This window comes from Pseudomonas sp. RA_35y_Pfl2_P32 (assembly GCF_963970735.1).
Taxonomy (GTDB): domain Bacteria; phylum Pseudomonadota; class Gammaproteobacteria; order Pseudomonadales; family Pseudomonadaceae; genus Aquipseudomonas.
The window spans coordinates 1-19,663 of sequence record NZ_CAXAQF010000035.1 but is presented as its reverse complement, the minus strand read 5'-3'; the positions used below and the strand labels follow the sequence as shown (position 1 = coordinate 19,663).

General features: G+C 56.4%; 19 protein-coding genes and 4 pseudogenes. 15 read left to right on the top strand and 8 right to left on the bottom strand.

From position 1 onward, the window contains the following. Positions 1 to 134: 134 nt before the first annotated feature. Positions 135 to 1,649, bottom strand: a complete 1,515-nt coding sequence (locus tag AACY45_RS25680) for an MFS transporter (protein ID WP_339548197.1) — start codon at positions 1,647 to 1,649, stop codon at positions 135 to 137. Positions 1,650 to 1,833: 184 nt separating this feature from the next. On the opposite strand from AACY45_RS25680, the gene AACY45_RS25675 reads away from it, so the two are divergent. The 7 genes and pseudogenes from AACY45_RS25675 (at position 1,834) to AACY45_RS25645 (ending at position 7,134) form a co-directional block, all read left to right on the top strand. After that, positions 1,834 to 2,694: a LysR family transcriptional regulator gene (locus AACY45_RS25675; RefSeq protein WP_339548196.1), complete on the top strand. Its 861-nt coding sequence runs from the start codon at positions 1,834 to 1,836 to the stop codon at positions 2,692 to 2,694. Between the two features lie 283 nt (positions 2,695 to 2,977). Next, positions 2,978 to 3,949 (top strand): ornithine cyclodeaminase family protein, encoded by a 972-nt coding sequence (locus AACY45_RS25670; protein ID WP_339548195.1) that lies wholly within the window; start codon positions 2,978 to 2,980, stop codon positions 3,947 to 3,949. Positions 3,950 to 3,969: 20 nt separating this feature from the next. Next, entirely contained in the window at positions 3,970 to 4,935 is a 966-nt protein-coding gene (locus AACY45_RS25665; protein WP_339548193.1) for a threo-3-hydroxy-L-aspartate ammonia-lyase, read from the top strand. A 139-nt stretch (positions 4,936 to 5,074) separates the two neighbouring features. Then, complete coding sequence (locus AACY45_RS25660; RefSeq protein WP_339548192.1) at positions 5,075 to 6,346, top strand: dicarboxylate/amino acid:cation symporter; 1,272 nt, start codon at positions 5,075 to 5,077, stop codon at positions 6,344 to 6,346. A 38-nt stretch (positions 6,347 to 6,384) separates the two neighbouring features. Further along, positions 6,385 to 6,510, top strand: a pseudogene (locus AACY45_RS25655) (asparaginase domain-containing protein); the annotation flags it as partial. 13 nt (positions 6,511 to 6,523) lie between these two features. Then, positions 6,524 to 6,694 (top strand): hypothetical protein, encoded by a 171-nt coding sequence (locus tag AACY45_RS25650; RefSeq protein WP_339548228.1) that lies wholly within the window; start codon positions 6,524 to 6,526, stop codon positions 6,692 to 6,694. A 50-nt stretch (positions 6,695 to 6,744) separates the two neighbouring features. Continuing rightward, positions 6,745 to 7,134, top strand: a complete 390-nt coding sequence (locus AACY45_RS25645; protein WP_339548191.1) for a RidA family protein — start codon at positions 6,745 to 6,747, stop codon at positions 7,132 to 7,134. Between the two features lie 110 nt (positions 7,135 to 7,244). On the opposite strand, the gene AACY45_RS25640 is transcribed toward AACY45_RS25645, so the two are convergent. After that, entirely contained in the window at positions 7,245 to 7,871 is a 627-nt protein-coding gene (locus AACY45_RS25640) for a helix-turn-helix transcriptional regulator (RefSeq protein ID WP_339548227.1), read from the bottom strand. A 52-nt stretch (positions 7,872 to 7,923) separates the two neighbouring features. Continuing rightward, complete coding sequence (locus AACY45_RS25635) at positions 7,924 to 8,832, bottom strand: LysR family transcriptional regulator (RefSeq protein WP_339548189.1); 909 nt, start codon at positions 8,830 to 8,832, stop codon at positions 7,924 to 7,926. 80 nt (positions 8,833 to 8,912) lie between these two features. Here AACY45_RS25635 and AACY45_RS25630 point away from each other — a divergent pair. Beyond that, positions 8,913 to 9,656: pseudogene (locus AACY45_RS25630) on the top strand (alanine racemase); the annotation flags it as partial. Positions 9,657 to 9,798: 142 nt separating this feature from the next. Here the strand turns inward: AACY45_RS25630 and AACY45_RS25625 are convergent. Beyond that, a complete protein-coding gene (locus AACY45_RS25625; RefSeq protein WP_339548188.1) occupies positions 9,799 to 10,350 on the bottom strand; it encodes a dihydrofolate reductase family protein in 552 nt (183 codons plus the stop codon). Positions 10,351 to 10,449: 99 nt separating this feature from the next. Next, entirely contained in the window at positions 10,450 to 10,887 is a 438-nt protein-coding gene (locus tag AACY45_RS25620) for an NUDIX hydrolase (protein WP_339548187.1), read from the bottom strand. Positions 10,888 to 11,019: 132 nt separating this feature from the next. Between AACY45_RS25620 and AACY45_RS25615 the strand changes: the two genes are divergently transcribed. After that, positions 11,020 to 11,889, top strand: a complete 870-nt coding sequence (locus AACY45_RS25615) for an AraC family transcriptional regulator (RefSeq protein WP_339548186.1) — start codon at positions 11,020 to 11,022, stop codon at positions 11,887 to 11,889. 192 nt (positions 11,890 to 12,081) lie between these two features. Here AACY45_RS25615 and AACY45_RS25610 read toward each other — a convergent pair whose 3' ends face one another. Together AACY45_RS25610 and AACY45_RS25605 are read right to left on the bottom strand one after the other, a co-directional pair. After that, positions 12,082 to 12,936 carry an MBL fold metallo-hydrolase gene (locus tag AACY45_RS25610; RefSeq protein WP_339548184.1) on the bottom strand — a complete coding sequence of 285 codons (855 nt, stop codon included), beginning with the start codon at positions 12,934 to 12,936 and terminating at the stop codon, positions 12,082 to 12,084. After that, positions 12,933 to 13,442 (bottom strand): sugar ABC transporter, encoded by a 510-nt coding sequence (locus AACY45_RS25605; RefSeq protein WP_339548225.1) that lies wholly within the window; start codon positions 13,440 to 13,442, stop codon positions 12,933 to 12,935. Before AACY45_RS25605 ends, AACY45_RS25610 begins: the two co-directional genes overlap by 4 nt. Before the next feature lie 126 nt (positions 13,443 to 13,568). Between AACY45_RS25605 and AACY45_RS25600 the strand changes: the two genes are divergently transcribed. The 3 genes and pseudogenes from AACY45_RS25600 to AACY45_RS29370 form a co-directional block, all read left to right on the top strand. Beyond that, positions 13,569 to 14,456, top strand: a complete 888-nt coding sequence (locus AACY45_RS25600) for a LysR substrate-binding domain-containing protein (RefSeq protein WP_339548182.1) — start codon at positions 13,569 to 13,571, stop codon at positions 14,454 to 14,456. 539 nt (positions 14,457 to 14,995) lie between these two features. Continuing rightward, positions 14,996 to 15,319 carry a hypothetical protein gene (locus tag AACY45_RS25595; RefSeq protein WP_339548180.1) on the top strand — a complete coding sequence of 108 codons (324 nt, stop codon included), beginning with the start codon at positions 14,996 to 14,998 and terminating at the stop codon, positions 15,317 to 15,319. A 41-nt stretch (positions 15,320 to 15,360) separates the two neighbouring features. After that, positions 15,361 to 15,504, top strand: a pseudogene (locus tag AACY45_RS29370) (YdeI/OmpD-associated family protein); the annotation flags it as partial. Positions 15,505 to 15,596: 92 nt separating this feature from the next. Here the strand turns inward: AACY45_RS29370 and AACY45_RS25590 are convergent. Next, entirely contained in the window at positions 15,597 to 16,814 is a 1,218-nt protein-coding gene (locus AACY45_RS25590; protein ID WP_339548178.1) for a M24 family metallopeptidase, read from the bottom strand. Between the two features lie 160 nt (positions 16,815 to 16,974). Between AACY45_RS25590 and AACY45_RS25585 the strand changes: the two genes are divergently transcribed. From AACY45_RS25585 to AACY45_RS25575, 3 genes and pseudogenes are all read left to right on the top strand, one after another. Beyond that, complete coding sequence (locus AACY45_RS25585; RefSeq protein WP_339548177.1) at positions 16,975 to 17,541, top strand: helix-turn-helix domain-containing protein; 567 nt, start codon at positions 16,975 to 16,977, stop codon at positions 17,539 to 17,541. 258 nt (positions 17,542 to 17,799) lie between these two features. Then, positions 17,800 to 19,401, top strand: coding sequence for an ABC transporter substrate-binding protein (locus AACY45_RS25580; RefSeq protein ID WP_339548175.1), 1,602 nt, complete (start codon positions 17,800 to 17,802; stop codon positions 19,399 to 19,401). Between the two features lie 129 nt (positions 19,402 to 19,530). Then, positions 19,531 to 19,663, top strand: a pseudogene (locus AACY45_RS25575) (peptide ABC transporter permease); the annotation flags it as partial.

Below are 19,663 nucleotides of genomic sequence, written 5' to 3'. Positions count from 1 at the left end.
CAAGGCTCAGATTTGACGTAGCGGTGTGCAAAAATGGCATTTTCACCGTTCGATAAATAGGTAGCTCGACCGGGTCGACTTTTTCAACACAATCGGCCAAAAGCAGTCCTTCGGATGACAGTCACTACTGAGAATCAACGAGCTTTGCTTGGACGAAAGACCACCACGCTCGCCGCCACTAGCACCCACGCAGCAATACCGCCATATAGCATCACCCAGCCAAATCCGTCCGCCAAAGCTGCCTTGGCGACATCGATCGCAATCGTAGTCCCCTGGCCTGTCTGCGCCAACAGGGCAGAGTTGCCGACTGAAATATGCTCCGCCAGCAATCTCAGTTGCACATCATCGGGCGAGCCATTTAACTGATTGCGCAGGGAAGACAGGATGCCTTCCACCAAGATGAATCCCATCAGCGCGATATTGATGGCAAGACTGATCATACGAGCGCTGATATCAATGCCCGATGCCATGCCAGCACGCTCACTGGGCACCGACCCGGTGGTGGTATTGGTCACAGGCGTGTTGGTCAGCCCCAGTCCGATCCCGGCGATCAGGCAGCCAGGAAGCATCGTCAGCCAGCTGGCATGCGTAACACTGCTGCCCCATTTCATCAGCAGGAACCCCAGACCTATGGTGAACAAGCCCGCGGGAATCACCACATCAGGTCGATAACGCAACGCCAAGCGTTCGCCCAACGGCGGGATAAACAGCGTCGGCAGCGTATACGCCAGAAGCGCCAGACCGGTGCCAATACCGGCGTAGCCCAGGCTATTTTGAAAGTACAAAGGCAGGTAGATCATGAAGGGCCAGAAGCTGAAGTTCATGCCTGCCGACCCTAGCAACGCCCCCGAGAAACGGCGGATGCGAAATACAGAGAAGTCGAACATGGGATCGACATAGCGTCGCTGGGAGATGACAAAAACAATGAAGCTGAACATTGCCACACTCAGGCTGATGATGGCCGAACCGCTAGAGAAGCCCTCCCCTGCTCCCTGAGTGATGAACCAGGAAAGGCCTAAGACTGCCAGCGATAACGAAATAATGCCCAGCACATCCAGCCTGCGGCGCTGCGGATCACGTGACTCATCGACACCGACGAGCACCAGTACCAGCGCAAGCACGGCAATGGGCGCATGCACCAGGAACACCCATTTCCAACTCGACAATGCCGCGATAGCGGCGCCGATAATCGGACCGAACCCCAAACCGATGCCGAACACGATCCCCCAGGCACTGAATGCTTTGCCGCGCGCAGCTCCCGACTGGAATCGGTGAGACAGCACTGCCACCTGGCAAATCAGCATGGCACCACCGGACATACCTTGCAGAAATCGGCTTGCGACCAACACGCTGGTGCTTTGCGCCCATCCGCAGCTCAGAGAGGTAATGCCGAAAAGTACCAGGCTAATGACAAACACTCGCTTGCGCCCATACCGATCCGCCAGTATGCCGGTGGCCATCAGCACCATGGTGCAAGCGATGGTGTAAGCATTCATGATCCACTGCATATCGTTGAAATCGCTGTGCAGAACCGATTCAAGCGTGGGCAGGATTGCCGGCACGCTCGAGATTTCCAGGCCGAACATCAGCGAGGCCAAGCAAACGGCGGCTATTGTGAAAATATCTTTTTGCGAAGAAGAGAACGGCATCGTGATCTTCCAGATCAAGTTGATGGGCACTGGCAAGAGCGCCCCAATGGGAGTTGGCGCAATCGCCTCACCAGCGTCACCTGACATAACGCCAAGTGACCGGCCGCATTCTGGAAGTAATTAAAAAATGACAGAAATGATTTAATTTCGTAAGTTTTATTAATATTCATCATGAGTGGACTCAATGGACTTCGACCCAGCGCTGTTGCGTGCTTTTGTCGCGATCAAGGAGACCGGTAGTTTCACTCGTACCGCAGAGCGGCTGCACTTGAGCCAGTCAGCGATTAGTCATCAGATCCGGCGTTTGGAAGAACAGGCCGGTACCGCGCTACTGGTGCGCACCACCCGACGTTTGACGCTGACAGAAGATGGCGAAGATTTTCTGCGCCATGCCGAACACGTCCTGAGAGCGCAAGACGCCCTCTCCCGGCGTTTCGAAGCGTCATCGGTATCCGGCGCCGTGCGCTTCGGTGTACCAGAAAACTTTATCGGCGATGGCCTACCGCCATTACTGACTCGTTTCGCCCGACAATTTCCCGCCGTACGTCTGGATGTAACCGTCGGCACCTACCTCGACCTGCGTGCGCTGGTCGATGTCGATGGGCTCGATCTCGCCGTGGTCATGGCATTACCGGGCAGTCAGTTCGGCGGCACCGTGCTGCGCGAAACCCGGTTTGTCTGGGCCGCGGCGCAAGGGTTCGACTTTGCCGGCGGCGCCCCTTTGCCGCTGGCGTTTGCACCAGCGCCCTGCGTGCATCGCCAGGTGGCAGTAGCGGCATTGGAGAGTTCCACCGTGGATTGGCGGGTCGCCTTTACCTCTCCAAGTCAACAAGGACTGCGGGCGGCGGTATTGGCAGGACTTGCCGTCACCGCTCTACCGCTGGGAGATCTAGAGCCCGGCATGGTGGTGATTGACGGTCAACATGGCCTGCCACCGCTGGTGGATGCTGATTTCAGACTGATATGGAGTGTCACAGGAAAGACCCCTGCGGCAAATGCATTTGGGCAACTGCTGGTGGAGATGTCTGAATCGCCATCGATTTAGACAAGCTGGCTGCTATTTGAGGGTCAGTACCCTGTTGAATCCACAGCCACAAGCGGACATTCGAACCACACATCAATCCGGCGGGCTTGGCAATCTACTAGGCGAAAACTGGGATCGACCCATAACGCGTAAAGCGCTACCTGTGCCACACGACATCTTTCCAGCCTGTTCTGATTTTTAGCTGAGTGGGCACCCTTTCATGACAGACGGTTGCGGCGAAACTTTACAGTTTGTCTAGCTTTGGATATTGTGTCTGAAAGAGCCACTGTGCCAGGCGCGTAAAATGTCCAAGATCGAAATGCTAAAACTACTGGATAGGGACAGTGTCAATGCCCTAGTGCTACCCGAGCAGATCCTCTTCGCCGTTCGCGAAGCCTTCTCCCTGCATAGCGCAGGAGATGGCCAAGTCTTCCCCGTTGTTCGCGAAGCGCTGAGTAGGGGTGGCATCTTTGGAATCAAATCCGGTGGTATCACCAAGCAGGGCGTGCTCGGATTCAAAGCAGCCGGTTTCTGGCCCACTAACCGTGCGCTGCAAGGTGAGCCGCATCAAGCGACCATCCTGCTGATTGATCCTGCGACCGGACGGCCACTGTGTGTGATTGATGGCAACGCCATTACCACACTCCGTACAGGTGCTGCCGGGGCCTTGGGTCTGGAAATGTTTGCTCGTCGAGGCAGCTCGCGACTCTGCGTTTTCGGCACCGGCGTACAGGCCGGCATTCAAGTGGACTACGCGCTTCGCGTGATGTCCGGCATCAAGCATGTCACCTATCTGACGGCAGATGGCGTGCCGAGTGCCCAGTTTGAATCGCAGTTTTCAGAACGTGTTTCCATGCGCCACAGCGCATCGGCAAACGATGCCGTATCCAAAAGTGATGTCGTTATCACAGCGACGCCCGGAGGGCAGGTGCTGTTTGACCTGGACGCCGTCCAACCCGGTACGCACTTCAACTGCGTGGGTGCAGACACCAAGGGCAAAAGGGAAGTGCCGGAAGGGCTTCTGCCCAAGGCCAAAGTCTTTGTCGACGATAAAGCTCAAGCTTGCCAGCTCGGCGAAACGCAATGGGCGCCGGCTTCACCCGTAACCGAAATCGGTGACCTGCTGACAGGGCAAGTCGAATTCATACGCAGTGCCAATGACATCACCCTCTTCGACATGACGGGGTTGGCGCTGCAAGACCTGACCGTTGCTCAGCTTCTGTTTAAGCACGCCAATATCGAAGGTATTGGCCACGATATTTCTTGGCCGTGGTAAATCTCTAAGGACATTTTGCTATGCACATCACTCTGCCAACTTATCAAGACGTAGTGGACGCGGCTACGCGACTTGAGGGAGCAGCCAACGTCACGCCCGTTCTGACCTCTCGTACGATCAATGAGGAAGTCGGTGCACAGGTATTTTTCAAATGCGAAAACTACCAACGTACAGGTTCCTTCAAGTTCCGAGGGGCATACAACTCGCTCGCTAAATTCAGCGAAGAACAACGTCGAGGCGGTGTTGTAGCGTTCTCTTCTGGGAACCACGCACAAGGCATCGCTTTGGCGGCCAAGCTGTTGAAGATTCCGGCCACCATTGTGATGCCAACTGATGCTCCTGCAGCCAAGGTCGCGGCGACTAAAGGCTATGGCGCCGAGGTTGTGTTCTACGACCGCTATACCGAAGACCGCGAGGCGATCGGTCGGGCTCTGGCCGCCAAGCATGGCATGACGCTGATCCCGTCCTACGATCATCCAGACGTTCTGTCCGGCCAGGGTACTGCCGCCAGGGAACTGTTTGAAAGCGTCGGTCAGCTGGACGCCTTGTTTGTAGGCCTGGGTGGTGGCGGCATGCTGTCGGGAACCACCTTGGCGACGCGCGCACTGGCACCAGAGTGCACGCTGATCGGCGTTGAGCCTGAAGCAGGTAACGATGGGCAACAATCTTTCTATTCAGGTGAGATTGTTCACATCGACACCCCTGACACCATCGCTGATGGCGCTCAAACTCAGCATCTTGGTAATTACACCTTCCCCATTATTTTGAATGGTGTGAACCGAATTGTAACGGTCACTGACGAAGAACTGATTTCTGCAATGAAGTTCTTTGTTCAGCGCATGAAAATTGTGGTCGAGCCCACGGGATGTCTGGGGCTTGCGGCAGTAAGAAAGTTCAAGGATGAGCTCCAAGGCAAACGAATCGGCGTCATGATTACAGGCGGTAATATTGATATCGACAAGTTTGGAAAGCTTCTCCAGTCCTAAGAAAAGCTAGCGTTAGCTACTGAAAACATCAGGCGCTCAACAGCGCCTGACGGCACCGTCTTGCCGAAATCTAATGCACATACATTTAGCCCAGACAATATGGCCAAAAAAAATTTGGCCACTATAAAAAGAGGTGCACATGAAAAGCCGCCTTCTCGTTAAAGCGATAGTTATCGCGATGATTTCCGGCGTAGTCCTAGGAGGCACGCTCCACAGTCAGCTGGACGCTGCGGCCGCAAAAGAAATTTCCGGATACCTGAATCTGGTCACTGACGTGTTTTTACGTCTGATCAAAATGGTTATCGCACCCTTGGTGCTTGCCACCTTGGTGACCGGCGTTGCCAGCATGTCAGGAAACGGTTCGATGGGCCGTGTCGGCTTTAAAGCCATCACCTGGTTCCTGATTGCCTCCCTAGTGTCCCTGTTCATCGGTTTGCTCTTCGCCAACATTTTCCAGCCAGGTGTCGGTCTGAATCTGACTGTGAGCGGTGAAGCCGTGAACACGGGCTTGAACACTTCCGGCTTTAGCCTGCCGATCTTCCTCACCCATGTATTCCCTCGAAGCATTATTGAGGCAATGGGTACGAACGAAGTGCTGCAGATCGTTGTGTTCTCCCTGTTCTTCGGCTCCGCACTGGCGTTCGTCAAGGGCAAAGGCAAGTCGATCATCGTGGACATGCTCGAAGAACTGGCCAATGTCATGTTCAGGGTCACCGACTACGTGATGTATGTGGCTCCACTGGCTGTATTTGCAGCCATCGCCGCCACCATCACCGTGCATGGTCTGGAACTGGTCCTGACCTTTGGCAAGATGGTTGGACAGTTTTTCCTGGGTCTGGCACTGCTTTGGTCGTTGATCACGTTTGCCGGCTACCTGGCCCTTGGCCCACGCATCAAAGACCTGTTCAAGCATATGCGTGAGCCCATTCTGATCGCTTTCTCCACGGCGAGCAGCGAAGCCGCGTATCCGAAAACCATTGCCGCCATGGACAAGTTCGGCGCCAACAAGCGCGTAAGCAGCTTCGTACTGCCGTTGGGTTACTCATTCAACCTGGACGGCTCAATGATGTACCAAGCCTTCATCGTGATGTTCATCGCCCAGGCGTACAACATCGAAATGACCCTCTCCCACCAGATCATGGTGCTGTTGACCCTGCTGGTTATCAGCAAAGGTACTGCAGGTGTAGCGCGAGGCTCGCTGATCGTCCTGGCTGTGGGACTGCCGATGATCGGCCTTCCGGAAGCAGGCCTGCTTCTCATACTCGCCGTTGATCCAATCCTGGACATGGGACGCACCGCCACCAACGTTTTCGGCTGCGGTGTCGCAACCGCTGTCATCGGACGACACGGTAATGAAATTGAGGACGTTGAAACAGCAATCGATGCTGAGAGAAGTCCTCAAGCCGTTTAATCAACACATAGTTCTAACAACAATAAGAGAAGCGACAAATGATTTTGGTCGGCTCGATGTGGCCGGCCACCGGTTTGAGCACTGATGGCCCGGCCAATATCTATGAAGCGGTTCAGGTGGCAACGGACCAACAATCGAAAGGCCGCGGCGTCCTGGTTGTGATGAACGAACAGATCGATGGGTCGCATTGCACCGCTGGCACTGCCTCAAGGCCCGGCTCTACCACGTGTCGACATCATCTACAGCCACGCCAACATGGATGCCAAGCAAATTGAGCAGGCCATTGAAGACAAAGCCAAGGGCACCATTTTGGCTGGCAAGGGCGAAGGCGACACATCCAAGAGCTGACGCCGTGGGCATCGCCTGCAGCGTCGGCGCCACCCTATACAAGGTCACTTATGAAAATTGTTAGCACCGATGCGGCTTCCCAACCGGCCGGTCACTACTCGCAAGCGGTTGTTCACCAATGCTCGCTGTACATTTCTGGCCAGCTTCCCGTTAGTCCGGACGGCACTCACAACATTGAGGCGTCGTTCACCGAACAGGCACAAGTTGCACTGAACAACCTGCTGGCCATTCTGCATGCCGCAGGCTGCGATGCCTCCGACTTGGTCAAAGTCACCGTGTACGTAGCAGGCGTGAAGCACTGGCCGGCCTTTGACCGGATCTACTCCGACATGTTGGGCAGCCACCGCCCCGCTCGCGCTGTTGTACCGGTGCCAGAGCTGCACCATGGCTATCTGGTTGAAATTGAGGCTATCGCACGTATTGTGACCAACGCCGCTTGAAGCGCTGAAGGTACGTCCATTTCTGGCATTTCAGAGGAGATCGATGATGCTCAACGCGTTGCTAAGGGCCAAAGGCTGCCCCGTTTGATCAAAGCGTAACGGGGTGTTGATCACCTCGTGTCGCTATACACCGTTGCGCGAGATACACCCAGGTGAGAAGCCACCGTGTCCATGGCCTTTCGGATTTCAAGCAAACCAGACTCCTTCAGCTCTTGAAGCAAGGCTCTGCGGTCAGCGGCCTTCAGGGCACGGGGGGTGGTGGCCAGGCGCGCCGCAAAGTGATCTATCCTCGCCCGTATCGTGTCCGCGCCGCTTGACTCAAGCGACTCATTTGGGCGGTCGCTGCTGAACGAACCGAACTGATCAAGCATCCCTTGCAAACCTCTGAACAAGGTGAGGTCAACGTTCATGCAGAGCGCTGCCACATACCGTCCGGTGGAGTCCTTGATGCCAATGGATGTGCTTTTGGCTTGGCGCCCATCTTTGAATTGGTTTGGGTAGTTGGCGATGATTTGTGGGTAAGCAGGATCTGCGATCCTCGCAAGTCCGAGCTCCGTGGCGGGTTGCCCTACTTCCCTTCCTGAAAGATTGTTATGAAGGGCCAAAATTGCGTGCTCTGGATCTCGTAGATCGTGTAATACAACCTCACAGAACGGACTGAAGGTTTGACTTAAGCCGTCTGCAATTTGCTCCAGCTGACTGATCAGCGCTTGTTGCTCGGGGGTCGTTTTTTTCATATTGAAGATATCCAGCAAAAGTAGAAGGTTTCAATGAGAGGACGATAACAGCCTATGAACGGCTTTTTTCAGTGCCTTTCGTTTTGAATGATTCACTCAAGAAAGAAGTAAGAGCCTGTATTTTACGGGATCTGTTTTTTCTGTTCGGTATCAGCAAAAGAATCGGAGCGATCTCGAATTCCCAGTCCGCCATCACTCGGATCAAGGCTCCCTGGGCAATCGAATCAACCACGTCCCATTGCGAACGCAGAACTAAACCAAGATCCTGTTCTGCCCATCTGCGCGCCACTGCGCCATCATTGCTGACCATGCTCGCAAAGATTCGGACAGCTCTGCTCTCGTTGTCCATGCGCAGGTGCCAGTATGTCGCGTGTTCATCATTCTCACGAATACAAATACACCGGTGAGCCGCTAGGTCTTCAGGAGCTATCGGGGTTCCATGCTCTTTCAGATACAGCGGGCTGGCACACAACCATCGTTCATTGGATGCCAACACTTGAGCAGTCCATGAGCTGTCGCTGATGGAGCCAATGTGGATTACCGCATCGCAATTGCTCCGATCTGGCCAAGGGGTTTCTCGCAGGTCAAGCTCGATTCTTAGTTTAGGGTGAAGCTTGGCAAACCTTGCCAGTAAGGGCGCTAAACGCAACCGCCCAAAGCCGAACGGCGCAGATAGGCGGATCACTCCCTGAAGGCGCTCGTCGTCAGCCACCATTGAGTCTGACAGCTCCTCCAACGCCTGCAGCAACCGTCGTCCTTCCTCGGCCATGCGCTCTCCATCCTCGGTCAATACCAAGCGCCTGGAGTCTCGGCTGGCGAGCTTCATGCCCAATTCCGCTTCGAGTTTTCGCAGTCTCATCGAGAGGGCTGCCGGGGTGACCCTCAGCTTGCGAGCAGCCTCGCTCAATGAGCCGGAAACAGAAATTGCCGTAACCAGTTCGAGATCGGAGAACGTAATCATTAAGTAATTCTTAACATTTGTTTAAGTGACCGTTAACCAAAAATATACCGTACTGCGTAGAGTTGCAAACACACAGACCCCTGACGATTGTCACTGATAGCGCTGCAGGCGCGAGAGCGATCACCGACTTTTGCCGCACCCATGGTGAGCGGTTTGAGGTTTTCATCGAAATCGACAGTGAGCATCACCGCTCGGGTGTTCGTAGTGACGACCCAGTGCTGATCGAGATCGCCAGAATCCTTCATGAAGGTGGCGCTGTGCTCAAAGGCGTGATGACTCACGCCGGCGAAAGCTACAAGCTGAACACCCTTGAGGCGCTGCAGGAAATTGCGGAGATTGAACGTTCAGAATGCGTGACGGCTGCTGAGGCCATTCGGTCGGCGGGCTTGCCGTGCCAGGAAGCGAGTGTCGGCTCAACGCCCACCGCATTGTCCGCCGTTCACCTCGACGGCGTCACCGAGCTCCGTGCCGGCGTGTACGTTTTCTTCGATCTGGTCATGCACAATGTTGGCGTATGCCAGCTGGATGGCGATGAGTCGCGACCGGGGCACGCAGGCCCAGCAATGCGATTTCGGCTACGGCCTGGTGTGCGATGCTGAGGGCAAGCTCATCGACGGCTTCAGGTGCGCTCAGCCAACCAAGAGCACGGTGTGGCGTCTTTCGAGGAAGGCCAAAAGGTAGACATCGAGCAGCAGTTTCCTATTGGAACCCGGCTGCGTATTCTGCCCAACCATGCCTGCGCCACGGGTGCTCAATACCAAGCCTACGAGGCTTTGGAGGAAAATGGAGAGATCAGCCATTGGTCTCGCCTAAACGGATGGTGAGGATCAATTACACAGAATGGAGGCCGCCCCGAGTCGACCTCAATTCAAGCGTCCCCGCTCGATACCCTGCCTTCTGAACCTTTCCTAATGGTTCGCGCTTACCGCGCGTTACCCTCACGTTCCAAGCAATGGGCCACACTCATCAAGCCGGTGCGAGCACTTGATAACGACTCTGAACAAATCCGTTTTCGGATACCGATGAGTCAATCAGGCGCAAAACCCGCTCATCACCCAGTTGGCTGAACAGTGGAATCCCTTTGCCCAACAACACTGGAATGCGCGTGATAACAATCTCGTTGATCAATCCCGCGCAGAGGAATGCTTGAATGGTCTGCCCCCCATCTATGTAGAGATGCTTGAGACCTTGCGCCGCCAGGTGCGCCACGATGTGTAGTGGATCGCCGGCCAGTACATCGACCTTGCCACTCAGTGTTTGCGGCAGCGCCACCTGCCCATGGGAGAGCACTACGACCGGCGTGTGCTCGTAGGGCCATTCGGGAAAGGACAGCACCTTGTCCAGCGTCTTGCGCCCCATAACGATTGCATCAACCGTGGTCATGAACTGGTCATAACTGAGCCCTTTTAGTGCAGAGCACTCGTACTCAGGTCGATGCAGCCACTCAATATCGCCATCATTCCTGGCAATGAAGCCGTCAACACTTGCCGCGATGAAGACCGAACATTTCGTATCCATGGTCTGGAAGCCTCCTGTTTGGGCAGCGTTTATAGCATCAACTGAAGCCCTGAGCTCACAGGGGAAGTCGCTTGATCACGAGCTCGCTCGGTAGTGACCTCAACGAGGCTTGTCCACCAAGTGCCCGCGCGCTTCCAAGACCCCGCACAAAAAGTCCAGCGCTCGACGAAAAACAGGATGGCAATCGCCATAAGGCAAGTGGTCGAGCGAAGCCCAGAAAAACGCGAAGCGGTGACCCTGGTCATCGAGTGTCTGATGTGACCATTGTTCAGGTGTGGGTCCACCCACCTGGCAAAGGTGAAACGACCAGATCTGACCGTGATGACCGGAGTCCCAACACCCGAGATCGTCTACGATTTCGGCGGCGCTTATACCCGACTCTTCCGCCAGTTCACGCAGGGCAGCTCGACCCGGCGTTTCCCCTTTTTCAATGGTGCCCTTCACCAGTTGCACCCCGGCTTGAGGATGCAGGAACAAAAGGATCCTGGGTGGCCACGCAGAAGAAAGAACGACTGAGCAGGCCTTGTCAGGGCGCATGGCGATTTCCTTATCGGTAACGAAGGCGCGCCATCATACGCTTTCAGCAGGTGCCTTGAGCAAACGCGGCTAGGCGCGTTCACGCCGCTATAGTCGACTCTATTGACGACCGTACTTCCAGGAGCTTTTCCAGTGTCTGACATGCCGACCCATTTCGCTTACACAAAACGCTTCAACGCCGTGCTCGCCTACATTGATGCCAATCTCGAAGGTGACTTGTCGGTGAAGACGTTGAGCCGTGTGGCGAACTTTTCGGCATTTCACTTCCATCGACAATTCACCGCGTTCGTTGGCGTGCCTGTCTCACGTTATGTGCAACTGATGCGTCTGCGCCGCGCGGCACATTGCCTGGCGGCCCGCGCTGATCACTCGGTAATGGACGCTGCACTTAATGCCGGCTTTGAAAGTCCCGAGGCATTTAGCAGGGCGTTCAGGCGGGCGATCGGCATGACGCCGAGTGCGTTCAGGAAGGAACCCAACTGGCAGGTCTGGAATGCGGTATTCGCAATCCCTCACTTCTCCAGGACCATCATCATGCAAGTAAGAATCGTAGATTTCCCTGAGGTCAAGGTCGCAGCGCTTGAGCACCGCGGGCCAGCCGGGCTCGTCAGTGAGAGTGTGCGCAGGTTCATCGAGTGGCGCATGCACAGCGGACAATCGCCGCAGGCATCGAGTCGCACCTTTGGCATTCCCTATAACAACCCCGATACGACACCTGCACACGCATTCCGGTTCGCCATCTGCGGCGAGATTCATGAGGCGGTGGCGCCGAATGAGTTCGGCGTACACGAGATCGTCATTCCTGGCGGTCGCTGCGTCGTGGTGCGACACGCGGGATCACCGGATCACATTGGTGAAACGATCTATCCGATCTACCGCGACTGGCTTCCTACCAGTGGCGAGGAACTTCGTGACCAGCCACTGTTTTTCAATTATCTGAGCGCCTATCCCACGACACCGTTGGATCAATGGCAAACAGATGTATACGTTCCGCTGCAATAGCGCGGTAACAGCTTTCGACCCTGAGCGGGCGTTGACGAGCGCCCGCTCAAGGTCGACTTCAGTCGGTCGTGACAGGCAGAAAACAGCCATACGGACGTCAAAAGCAGTTAAACAAATATGCCCCTTAAGCGCTCCAAGCAAGTTTCGGAATGAAAAAAGCTGCCAAAAGGCAGCTTGCTACCCTTCATTGGCTCACGCTTCGTAAGCAATGGCGTAGCTGTTACCGGAGCGCTTGATATGAGCAAAGCCAAGCGAGCCCAAGTGCATGCCAGCAACCATCAAGTTGTCTGAACTAGCAACATCCAGCAATCTCGTTCGCGTGGCCGCCGATAGCAGCGGGTCCTGGTCGAATGCAATCGTGACATCGGGGCGCGCAATCTGAATCTCAGGAAAGTGAACGATATCACCCCACACCAGCAGGCTGCCCACCCCGGACTCGAAGCAGTATCCGCAGTGCCCGACGGTATGCCCAGGCAACGGCATCGCGCTGATGCCTGACAATACGTCATTGGCGGTGAACGGGCGCAGATTTTTCCGGTACCGCTCGAACACCCTTCGTGCAAACAGAAAGTTTCCGCGGGCGCGTTCACTGGCCTGGCCAAGATGGCCATCGTCCTCCCAGAACATTAGCTCTCGCTCGTGCACAACCAACTCAGCATTGACGAATGCCATTTCTCCCACTGCGTTTAATAAGCCACCGATGTGGTCGGGGTGCGCGTGGGTCAGCAGAATCGTGTCTATTTCGCCGGGTTTCACGCCAGCCAATGCAAGATTGGCCGGTAACTCGCCGCCCCATTGTTTGAAGCCACCGGCCCCGGCGTCGATCAGAATCGTGCGGCCACGCCCACGTACCAGATAACAATTGATATGGATTGAGGCTGGATTGCTGATCCCGGCAGCTAACTGAAGTCGGGCCGCCTCCGTTGGCGTGATGTTGGCTAGAAAATCCAGGCTAGCACCCAAGTAGCCGTCGCTGATGGCTGTGATTGAATAATCGCCAATGTGCTGGCTGGGAAGTCTCCCACGATGTATGTCCACGTTACTCATGACTGTAACTGCACAGTCATTGCACGATACACATTCAGTCCCGGCAGATCGATGGCCCTGGCCTGAGCGCAATCCAGTTTGGCCAGCCAGCGGTGCGCAGGGGTACTGTCCAAAGCAATGGCGTGTAGCGCTATAGGTGTAAGGCCTAACTCAATCAGTACTTGAGGGCCTTGTTCACTGACCAACAGGAATTCGTCCGCGCCCACGGCAACTGCTCGGTCCGGGCCGGCGTAGAGGTTGCGTCTCCAATCAGTGATGTGCGACTGCCAACGGGAAAAGTTGCCGCCCCCTTTTTGGCGGTACTGATCGCTCTGCAATACGGCAAGCGTGTCGACTGAATGTAGGGCCAAGTAGGCCGGATAATCGCCGCTCAAGGCTTTGAATCGCTGTGAGGAGCTAAATCCACTCACCGAGATCAACGCGGGCAGTTTTTCCAGGCTGTAAAACGCATTCCACTCGGCTTCGCTGGCGGGATCAGCGTAGTTGCATTCGACTGTGTAAATCATCATGGCACTTCATTTGTTGATGTTTCATCATGCTAGCTGCACGCCAAGCAGCCATAAAACGACTTTTTGGCACCCGTCAGTGACTAAAAATCAAGGTCGGTGCTTTGACTTGAACCAGGAAAGCCCATGCGTCGAAAGCTCCCGAGTAACGCTGCCCTGATAGCCTTTGAAACAGCAGCCCGCCATGGCAGTTTTGCCCGTGCCGCAAACGAATTGGCCTTAACCGAAGGTGCCATCAGTCGGCAGATAGGCCGCCTGGAGGCCTTTCTCGGCGTCACGCTATTCGAGCGCGTTGGCAACCGTGTGCGGCTCTTACCTAATGGTGAGCGCTACGCTGCCCAAGTGCGCGAACTACTCGACCGACTCGACAGGGACAGCCAGTATTTGATGGGGCAGCCCAGCGACGGCGCAAGCCTTGATATTGCCGTCAGTCCAACCTTTGCCCTGCGCTGGCTAATTCCTAGGCTGTCTGGCTTTGGCGAGCAACACCCGAATATCTGCGTGCACCTCTCGGAGCGTATGGAGCCATTCGTGCTTGCCGGTAGTGGCTTTGATGCCGCCATCCATTTTGAGCACCCGGCCTGGACAGGTATGCACACGCACTGCCTGTTGAACGAAGTGTTAATACCGGTTTGCCACCCTTCCCTCCTGAATCCCGGCAAGCAAGCAACTGCTCTGGATTCACTGCCGCGATTACACCGACGACAGAACCCGGATGCGTGGCAGCGCTATGCCCTGGAAACCGGAATTGTCCTGAGCAACGCAGCGATGGGCGCGCGCTACGATTTGCACGCGATGTTGATCGAGGCTGCACTGGCGGGGCTCGGCGTGGCACTCGTACCGCACCTGTACGTGGAAACAGAGTTGGCGCAAGGTCGGCTGGTTGCGCCATGGCCCCAGGAGAAGAATATCGCCAAGACGTTTTGCCTCGTGTTACCCGAACCCCTTGAGCTAAGCCGCGCTCCCATCCAGGCATTTGCGCATTGGCTGTTGGAGGAAGCGCACGTGAAGTAGGGGCATGCAGTGGTGCCCGTACCGGATCGGTTTCGTATGCCACACGAATGCTAATCCCCCGATGGTAAAAGTGTCGGTGCGCGACCGGTTATTCAGTGGGTAAGTGATGAAAATGTTGCGGTGGCTTTTGGCCGATTTTCGCCTTCCACCGTCAGCTTTGGGTCGACTCTGTTGAAAAAGTCGGTTCTTCTGGACTGTCTACATACTGACCACTGAAAACGCCTTTTTTGCGCGCTGCTACGCGAAATCCGAGTCCGCAATCCTCTGCTCAATGTAAAGATTTCAATCTCAAGCGCGTACTTTTCTACCGTGGAAACCATGGCCGACTTTTTCAACAGAATCGGCCAACAGTGGACATTCAGAATCATTTTTCCAGGCCCACTGGGAGCAATTGAGACGGATGTGACAGTACGACCCGAGTAGAGCTTTTCGTTGAAAGCAGAGCCCCTCAGGCCCAATGATAGAATCCCGTTTTTGAAAAAGGAGTTTCATCTGTGGAGGCTGGAAAAAAGAGTTGCCCATACTGCGCGGAAGTCATCATGGCTGAAGCCATTTTATGCCAACACTGCCAATCTGATCTAAGGCAGAAAAAACAAGGGCCACTCCCCTCAGAAAAGAGAATGGGCCCTGTCAGCAAGGGCCTTATCGGAACCATTATCGCCATCACCTTGTATTTGGCGTTTGGTTTGTTTGTCAGTAACCGCTCGCAAGACAAGGAAATAACGCAGGCCCGAGAGGCCACCGAACTATGCCGCCAGGAAGTCAACAGCTATTCCGGAGCGGAAATCGGGAAGAAAATCGTTGAAGACACGTGTCGAAAACTTGAAGGCGAATTCCGCAAGAGTTTTGGTCACGAGCCGTAGGAAAAGCCGATTATGAAGTTGGGTCACTGGCAAACTCGCGATCAGCCAAACAACTCAAGACGCGCGCACAATGAATTGCTGATGCCTGCGACAGGCTCGCGTCCGGCAAGAAGCACGTTTGCTGTTTCGACCAGTCCGGTTATTACAGCAAGGCCTTCCGTGCGCCCGAGGCAGAGAACTTCTAAATGGAACAGTGCGCCCCATTGCTGCCGCTGACCACAGGCAGCATTCGCCCCTTCACGACAGGCCGCCAGCCACCTCGGACAATCGCCTGCCCTCAGGCCTCCAACCCGAACGGGTCGTCTATGCAATGGCTCGGCTGGGTAAACCAGCGTGGGCCAGCGGCGGTCATGTAGAAATGATCCTCCAGGCGAATGCCGAACTCGCCCGGCACACAAATCATCGGCTCATTGGAGAAGCACATGCCCTCGGCCAGCGGCGTCTGGTCACCCCGCACCAGGTAGGGCCCTTCGTGAATGTCCAGGCCGATGCCATGTCCGGTGCGGTGCGGCAGACCGGGTAACGCGTAGTCCGGGCCCAGACCCGCGGCTTCCAGGCTAAGCCGCGCGGCGGCATCTACCACCTGGCAGGGTTCGCCCAGGACCGCGGCGTCGAAGGCGGCCTGCTGAGCGGCCTTTTCCAGGTTCCACAGGGCGCGCTGGCGGTCGTTCGGGGTGCCGAACACGTAACTGCGAGTAATATCCGACTGGTAGCCGTGGAGCAGGCAGCCCGTGTCGATCAGTACCATGTCGCCGTCCTTGAGCACCTGCGCGTGCTTCACCCCATGGGGGAAGGCGCTGGCCTCGCCGAACAGCACGATGCAGAAGGTCGAACCCGGCGCGCCCACCTTGCGGTGCGCCTCGCGGATGAACTCGGCAACCTCGGTGGTGCTGATGCCGGCGTGCAGGATGCTGGCGGCAGCCTTGTGCACCTGCAAGGTCATGTCTTTGGCGCGCTGCATCAGCGCCAATTCGGTAGCGGACTTGTGATAGCGACACAGGTTTGTCACGCAAGAAGCGTCTATGAACTCAAAGCTCGATCCGAGGCGGCGGATTGCCTCGAACATGCAGAACGCCAGGGACGGGCACAGGCCCACCACGGCGTCGGCAGCGACGCCCATTGCAGCGAGCATGTCGAGCAGCAGGCGGTAGGGACTCTCGTGCTCATGCCAACCATGGATAACCCCATCCACCTCGCGGAAGTCGCGGATGGTGCCCTCTTCGAAGGCCGGGGCGATATAGGCCAGCGGGCCGTTGGCGGGCAGCACGGCGCCGACCAGGCGTTCGCTCGGGCTCCACTTCACTCCGGTGAAGTAGTAGAGGTTGCTGCCAGCGTTCAGGTAAAGGGCTGCGATGCCCTGCTCGCGCATCAGGCGCTGGGCCTTGGCAATGCGTAACTGGTATTCGTCGAGGCCGATGGGCTCCATGCCCGCGGTCATCTTCGCCAGGCCGGCCAGCGCCTGTTCCGCAGTTTTGCCACCTACACCCACTGTCATCTCGTTCTCCCGAATTACATTGCAGTGCTGGAAATTTAAGCCCGACTTAAACCAGCGTCAACACCTATTTTCAGTGCAGCTTAATTTTTGTCAGGCGAAAAGCCTTTTCTGCGATGCGCCGCCCGCTATACTGGCGCCTTTCAGATTTCGAGCCACGCCAATGTCCGCAGAACAGATCGGGGAACGGTTGCGCCGCTGCCGCCGCGCCGCCAACAAGACCCTGAACCAAGTCGCTACTGAAACAGGCCTCACCGCCAGCTTCCTGTCCCAAGCGGAACGTAACCTCACCGGCGTGTCCATCTCCTCGCTGGCGAAAATTGCCAAGGCCTTGGGCGTTGCGCTCAACAGCCTGTTCGACCAACCCACCCAGCCCCAGCCCGACTCCCACCAGGGCCAGCGTGTGCGGTACTCCATCGGCAGCCAGCCGCTGGTCTACGAGCGCCTGTCCAGCAACTTCCCTGGCAACCTGATCAACGCGATGAAGATGTCCATGGCGGTGGGCTACCAGTCCGAGCTCATCTCCCACGAAGGTGCCGAGTTCAGCTATGTGCTCTGCGGGCAAATCGTCTACACCATCGAAGGCCACACCTACCCGCTCGGCCCGGGGGGATCGGTGCATTTCGACTCCACCAAGCAGCATTCCATCGCCAACGCTGGCGACGATGTTGCCGAAGTGCTGGTCGTCACCACCATGGGTGGGCTGCTCGACGACCACCCAGCGACCTGACGGGCCGCTGGCAAAATGTAAGCCTCACTGAATTTAAGTTGTAATTAATTTTAGAATCACTTAAGTTTTGCCTCGGCCGGTGGCGGTGCGAGCCCCCTCTCTCCCCTTCAGCACTACCGCCCGAGCCAGGACGTCGGCCTTCGGCTTCCTGTTCAAATGACGGGCAGCCTACAGCCCGCAAAGCCGCAGGGTCAGGTGCATCCCCCTGGAATGAACGACCTGATCTGCCGCCCTCAAAATAATAACAATGAGGTTCGCATGCGCAAAAAAACCACGCTCAAGACCCTGATTGCCGCCAGCCTGATCCTAGGCTGCGGTTTCACTCACGCCGCCAGCAACCTGGTGTTTTGCTCCGAAGGCAGCCCAGCGGGCTTCGACCCAGGGCAATACACCACAGGGACCGACTTCGACGCCTCAGCCGAAACCGTGTTCAACCGTCTCTCGCAGTTCGAACGTGGCGGCACCAAGGTCATACCGGGCCTGGCAACCCGCTGGGACGTTTCTCCCGATGGCCTGACCTACACCTTCCACCTGCGGGAGGGGGTCAAGTTCCACACCACCGACTACTTCAAGCCGACCCGCGACTTCAGCGCCGACGACGTGCTGTTCACCTTCAACCGCATGCTCGACAAGAACATGCCGTTCCGCAAAGCCTACCCCACCGAATTCCCCTACTTCACCGACATGGGGATGAATGAAAAGATCGCCAAGGTCGAAAAAGTCGACGGCCATACCGTCACGTTCACCCTCAAGGGGGTCGACGCAGCCTTCATCCAGAACCTGGCCATGAGCTTCGCCTCTATCCAGTCAGCCGAATACGCTGACCAGTTGCTCAAGGAAGGCAAGGCCAAGGACATCAACCAAAAGCCGATCGGTACTGGCCCGTTCGTGTTCAGCAAGTACCAGAAAGACGCGCAGATCCGCTACAAGGGCAACAAGGATTATTGGAAGCCTGAAGACGTCAAGATTGACAATCTGATCTTCGCCATCACCACCGACGCCTCGGTGCGCATGCAAAAGCTGAAAAAGAACGAATGCCAGATCACCTCCTTCCCGCGCCCGGCCGATATCAAGCCGCTGCAGGAAGACAAGAACATCAAGATGCCTAGTCAACCAGGCTTCAACCTTGGCTACATCGCCTACAACTTCACCCGCAAGCCGTTCGACACGCTTGAAGTGCGCCAGGCGCTGGACATGGCGGTCAACAAGCAAGCCATCATCGAAGCCGTTTACCAGGGCGCCGGCCAGTTGGCCGTCAACGGCTTGCCGCCGACCCAGTGGTCCTACGACGAAACCATCAAGGACGCCGGCTACAACCCGCAGAAAGCCAAGCAATTGCTGGCGGCTGCAGGCGTGAAAGAAGGCACCGAAATCACCCTCTGGGCCATGCCGGTGCAGCGCCCCTACAACCCCAACGCCAAGCTGATGGCCGAAATGCTCCAGGCCGATTGGGCCAAAATCGGCATCAAGGCCAACATCGTCAGCTACGAATGGGGCGAGTACATCAAGCGCGCCCATGCCAGCGAGCACGACGTCATGCTGATCGGCTTCACGGGCGACAACGGTGACCCAGACAACTGGCTGGGCACCCTGTACACCTGTAACGCGGTCAACGGCAACAACTTCGCCAAATGGTGCAATGAGGACTACGACAAACTGGTGAGGGCCGCCGGGGCCACCGCCGATGTGGATAAACGCACCGCGCTGTACAAACAAGCGCAGCATGCCCTCAAAGCGCAGGTGCCGATCACCCCGGTCGCCCACTCCACGGTCTACCAGCCGATGCGCGCCAGTGTGAAGGACTTCCAGATCAGCCCCTTCGGACTCAGCAGTTTCTACGGCGTCTACAACGCACAGTGACCGGCAGGGGCCGGCCAAGCGGCCCCTTCGCCTTCCTCGAGCCGGAGCCTTTCCCTTCGCAGCCTGAACGGCTGAGAACGGCCAGCACGATGACCGGCATTACAAAAAAATAAGGAGTGAGTCGCCCAAATGCTGAGTTTTATTGCCCGCCGATTGGGGTTGTTGATCCCCACGTTCTTCGGCATCACCCTGCTGACTTTCGCGTTGATTCGCATGATTCCCGGCGACCCTGTGGAAGTCATGATGGGAGAACGCCGGGTCG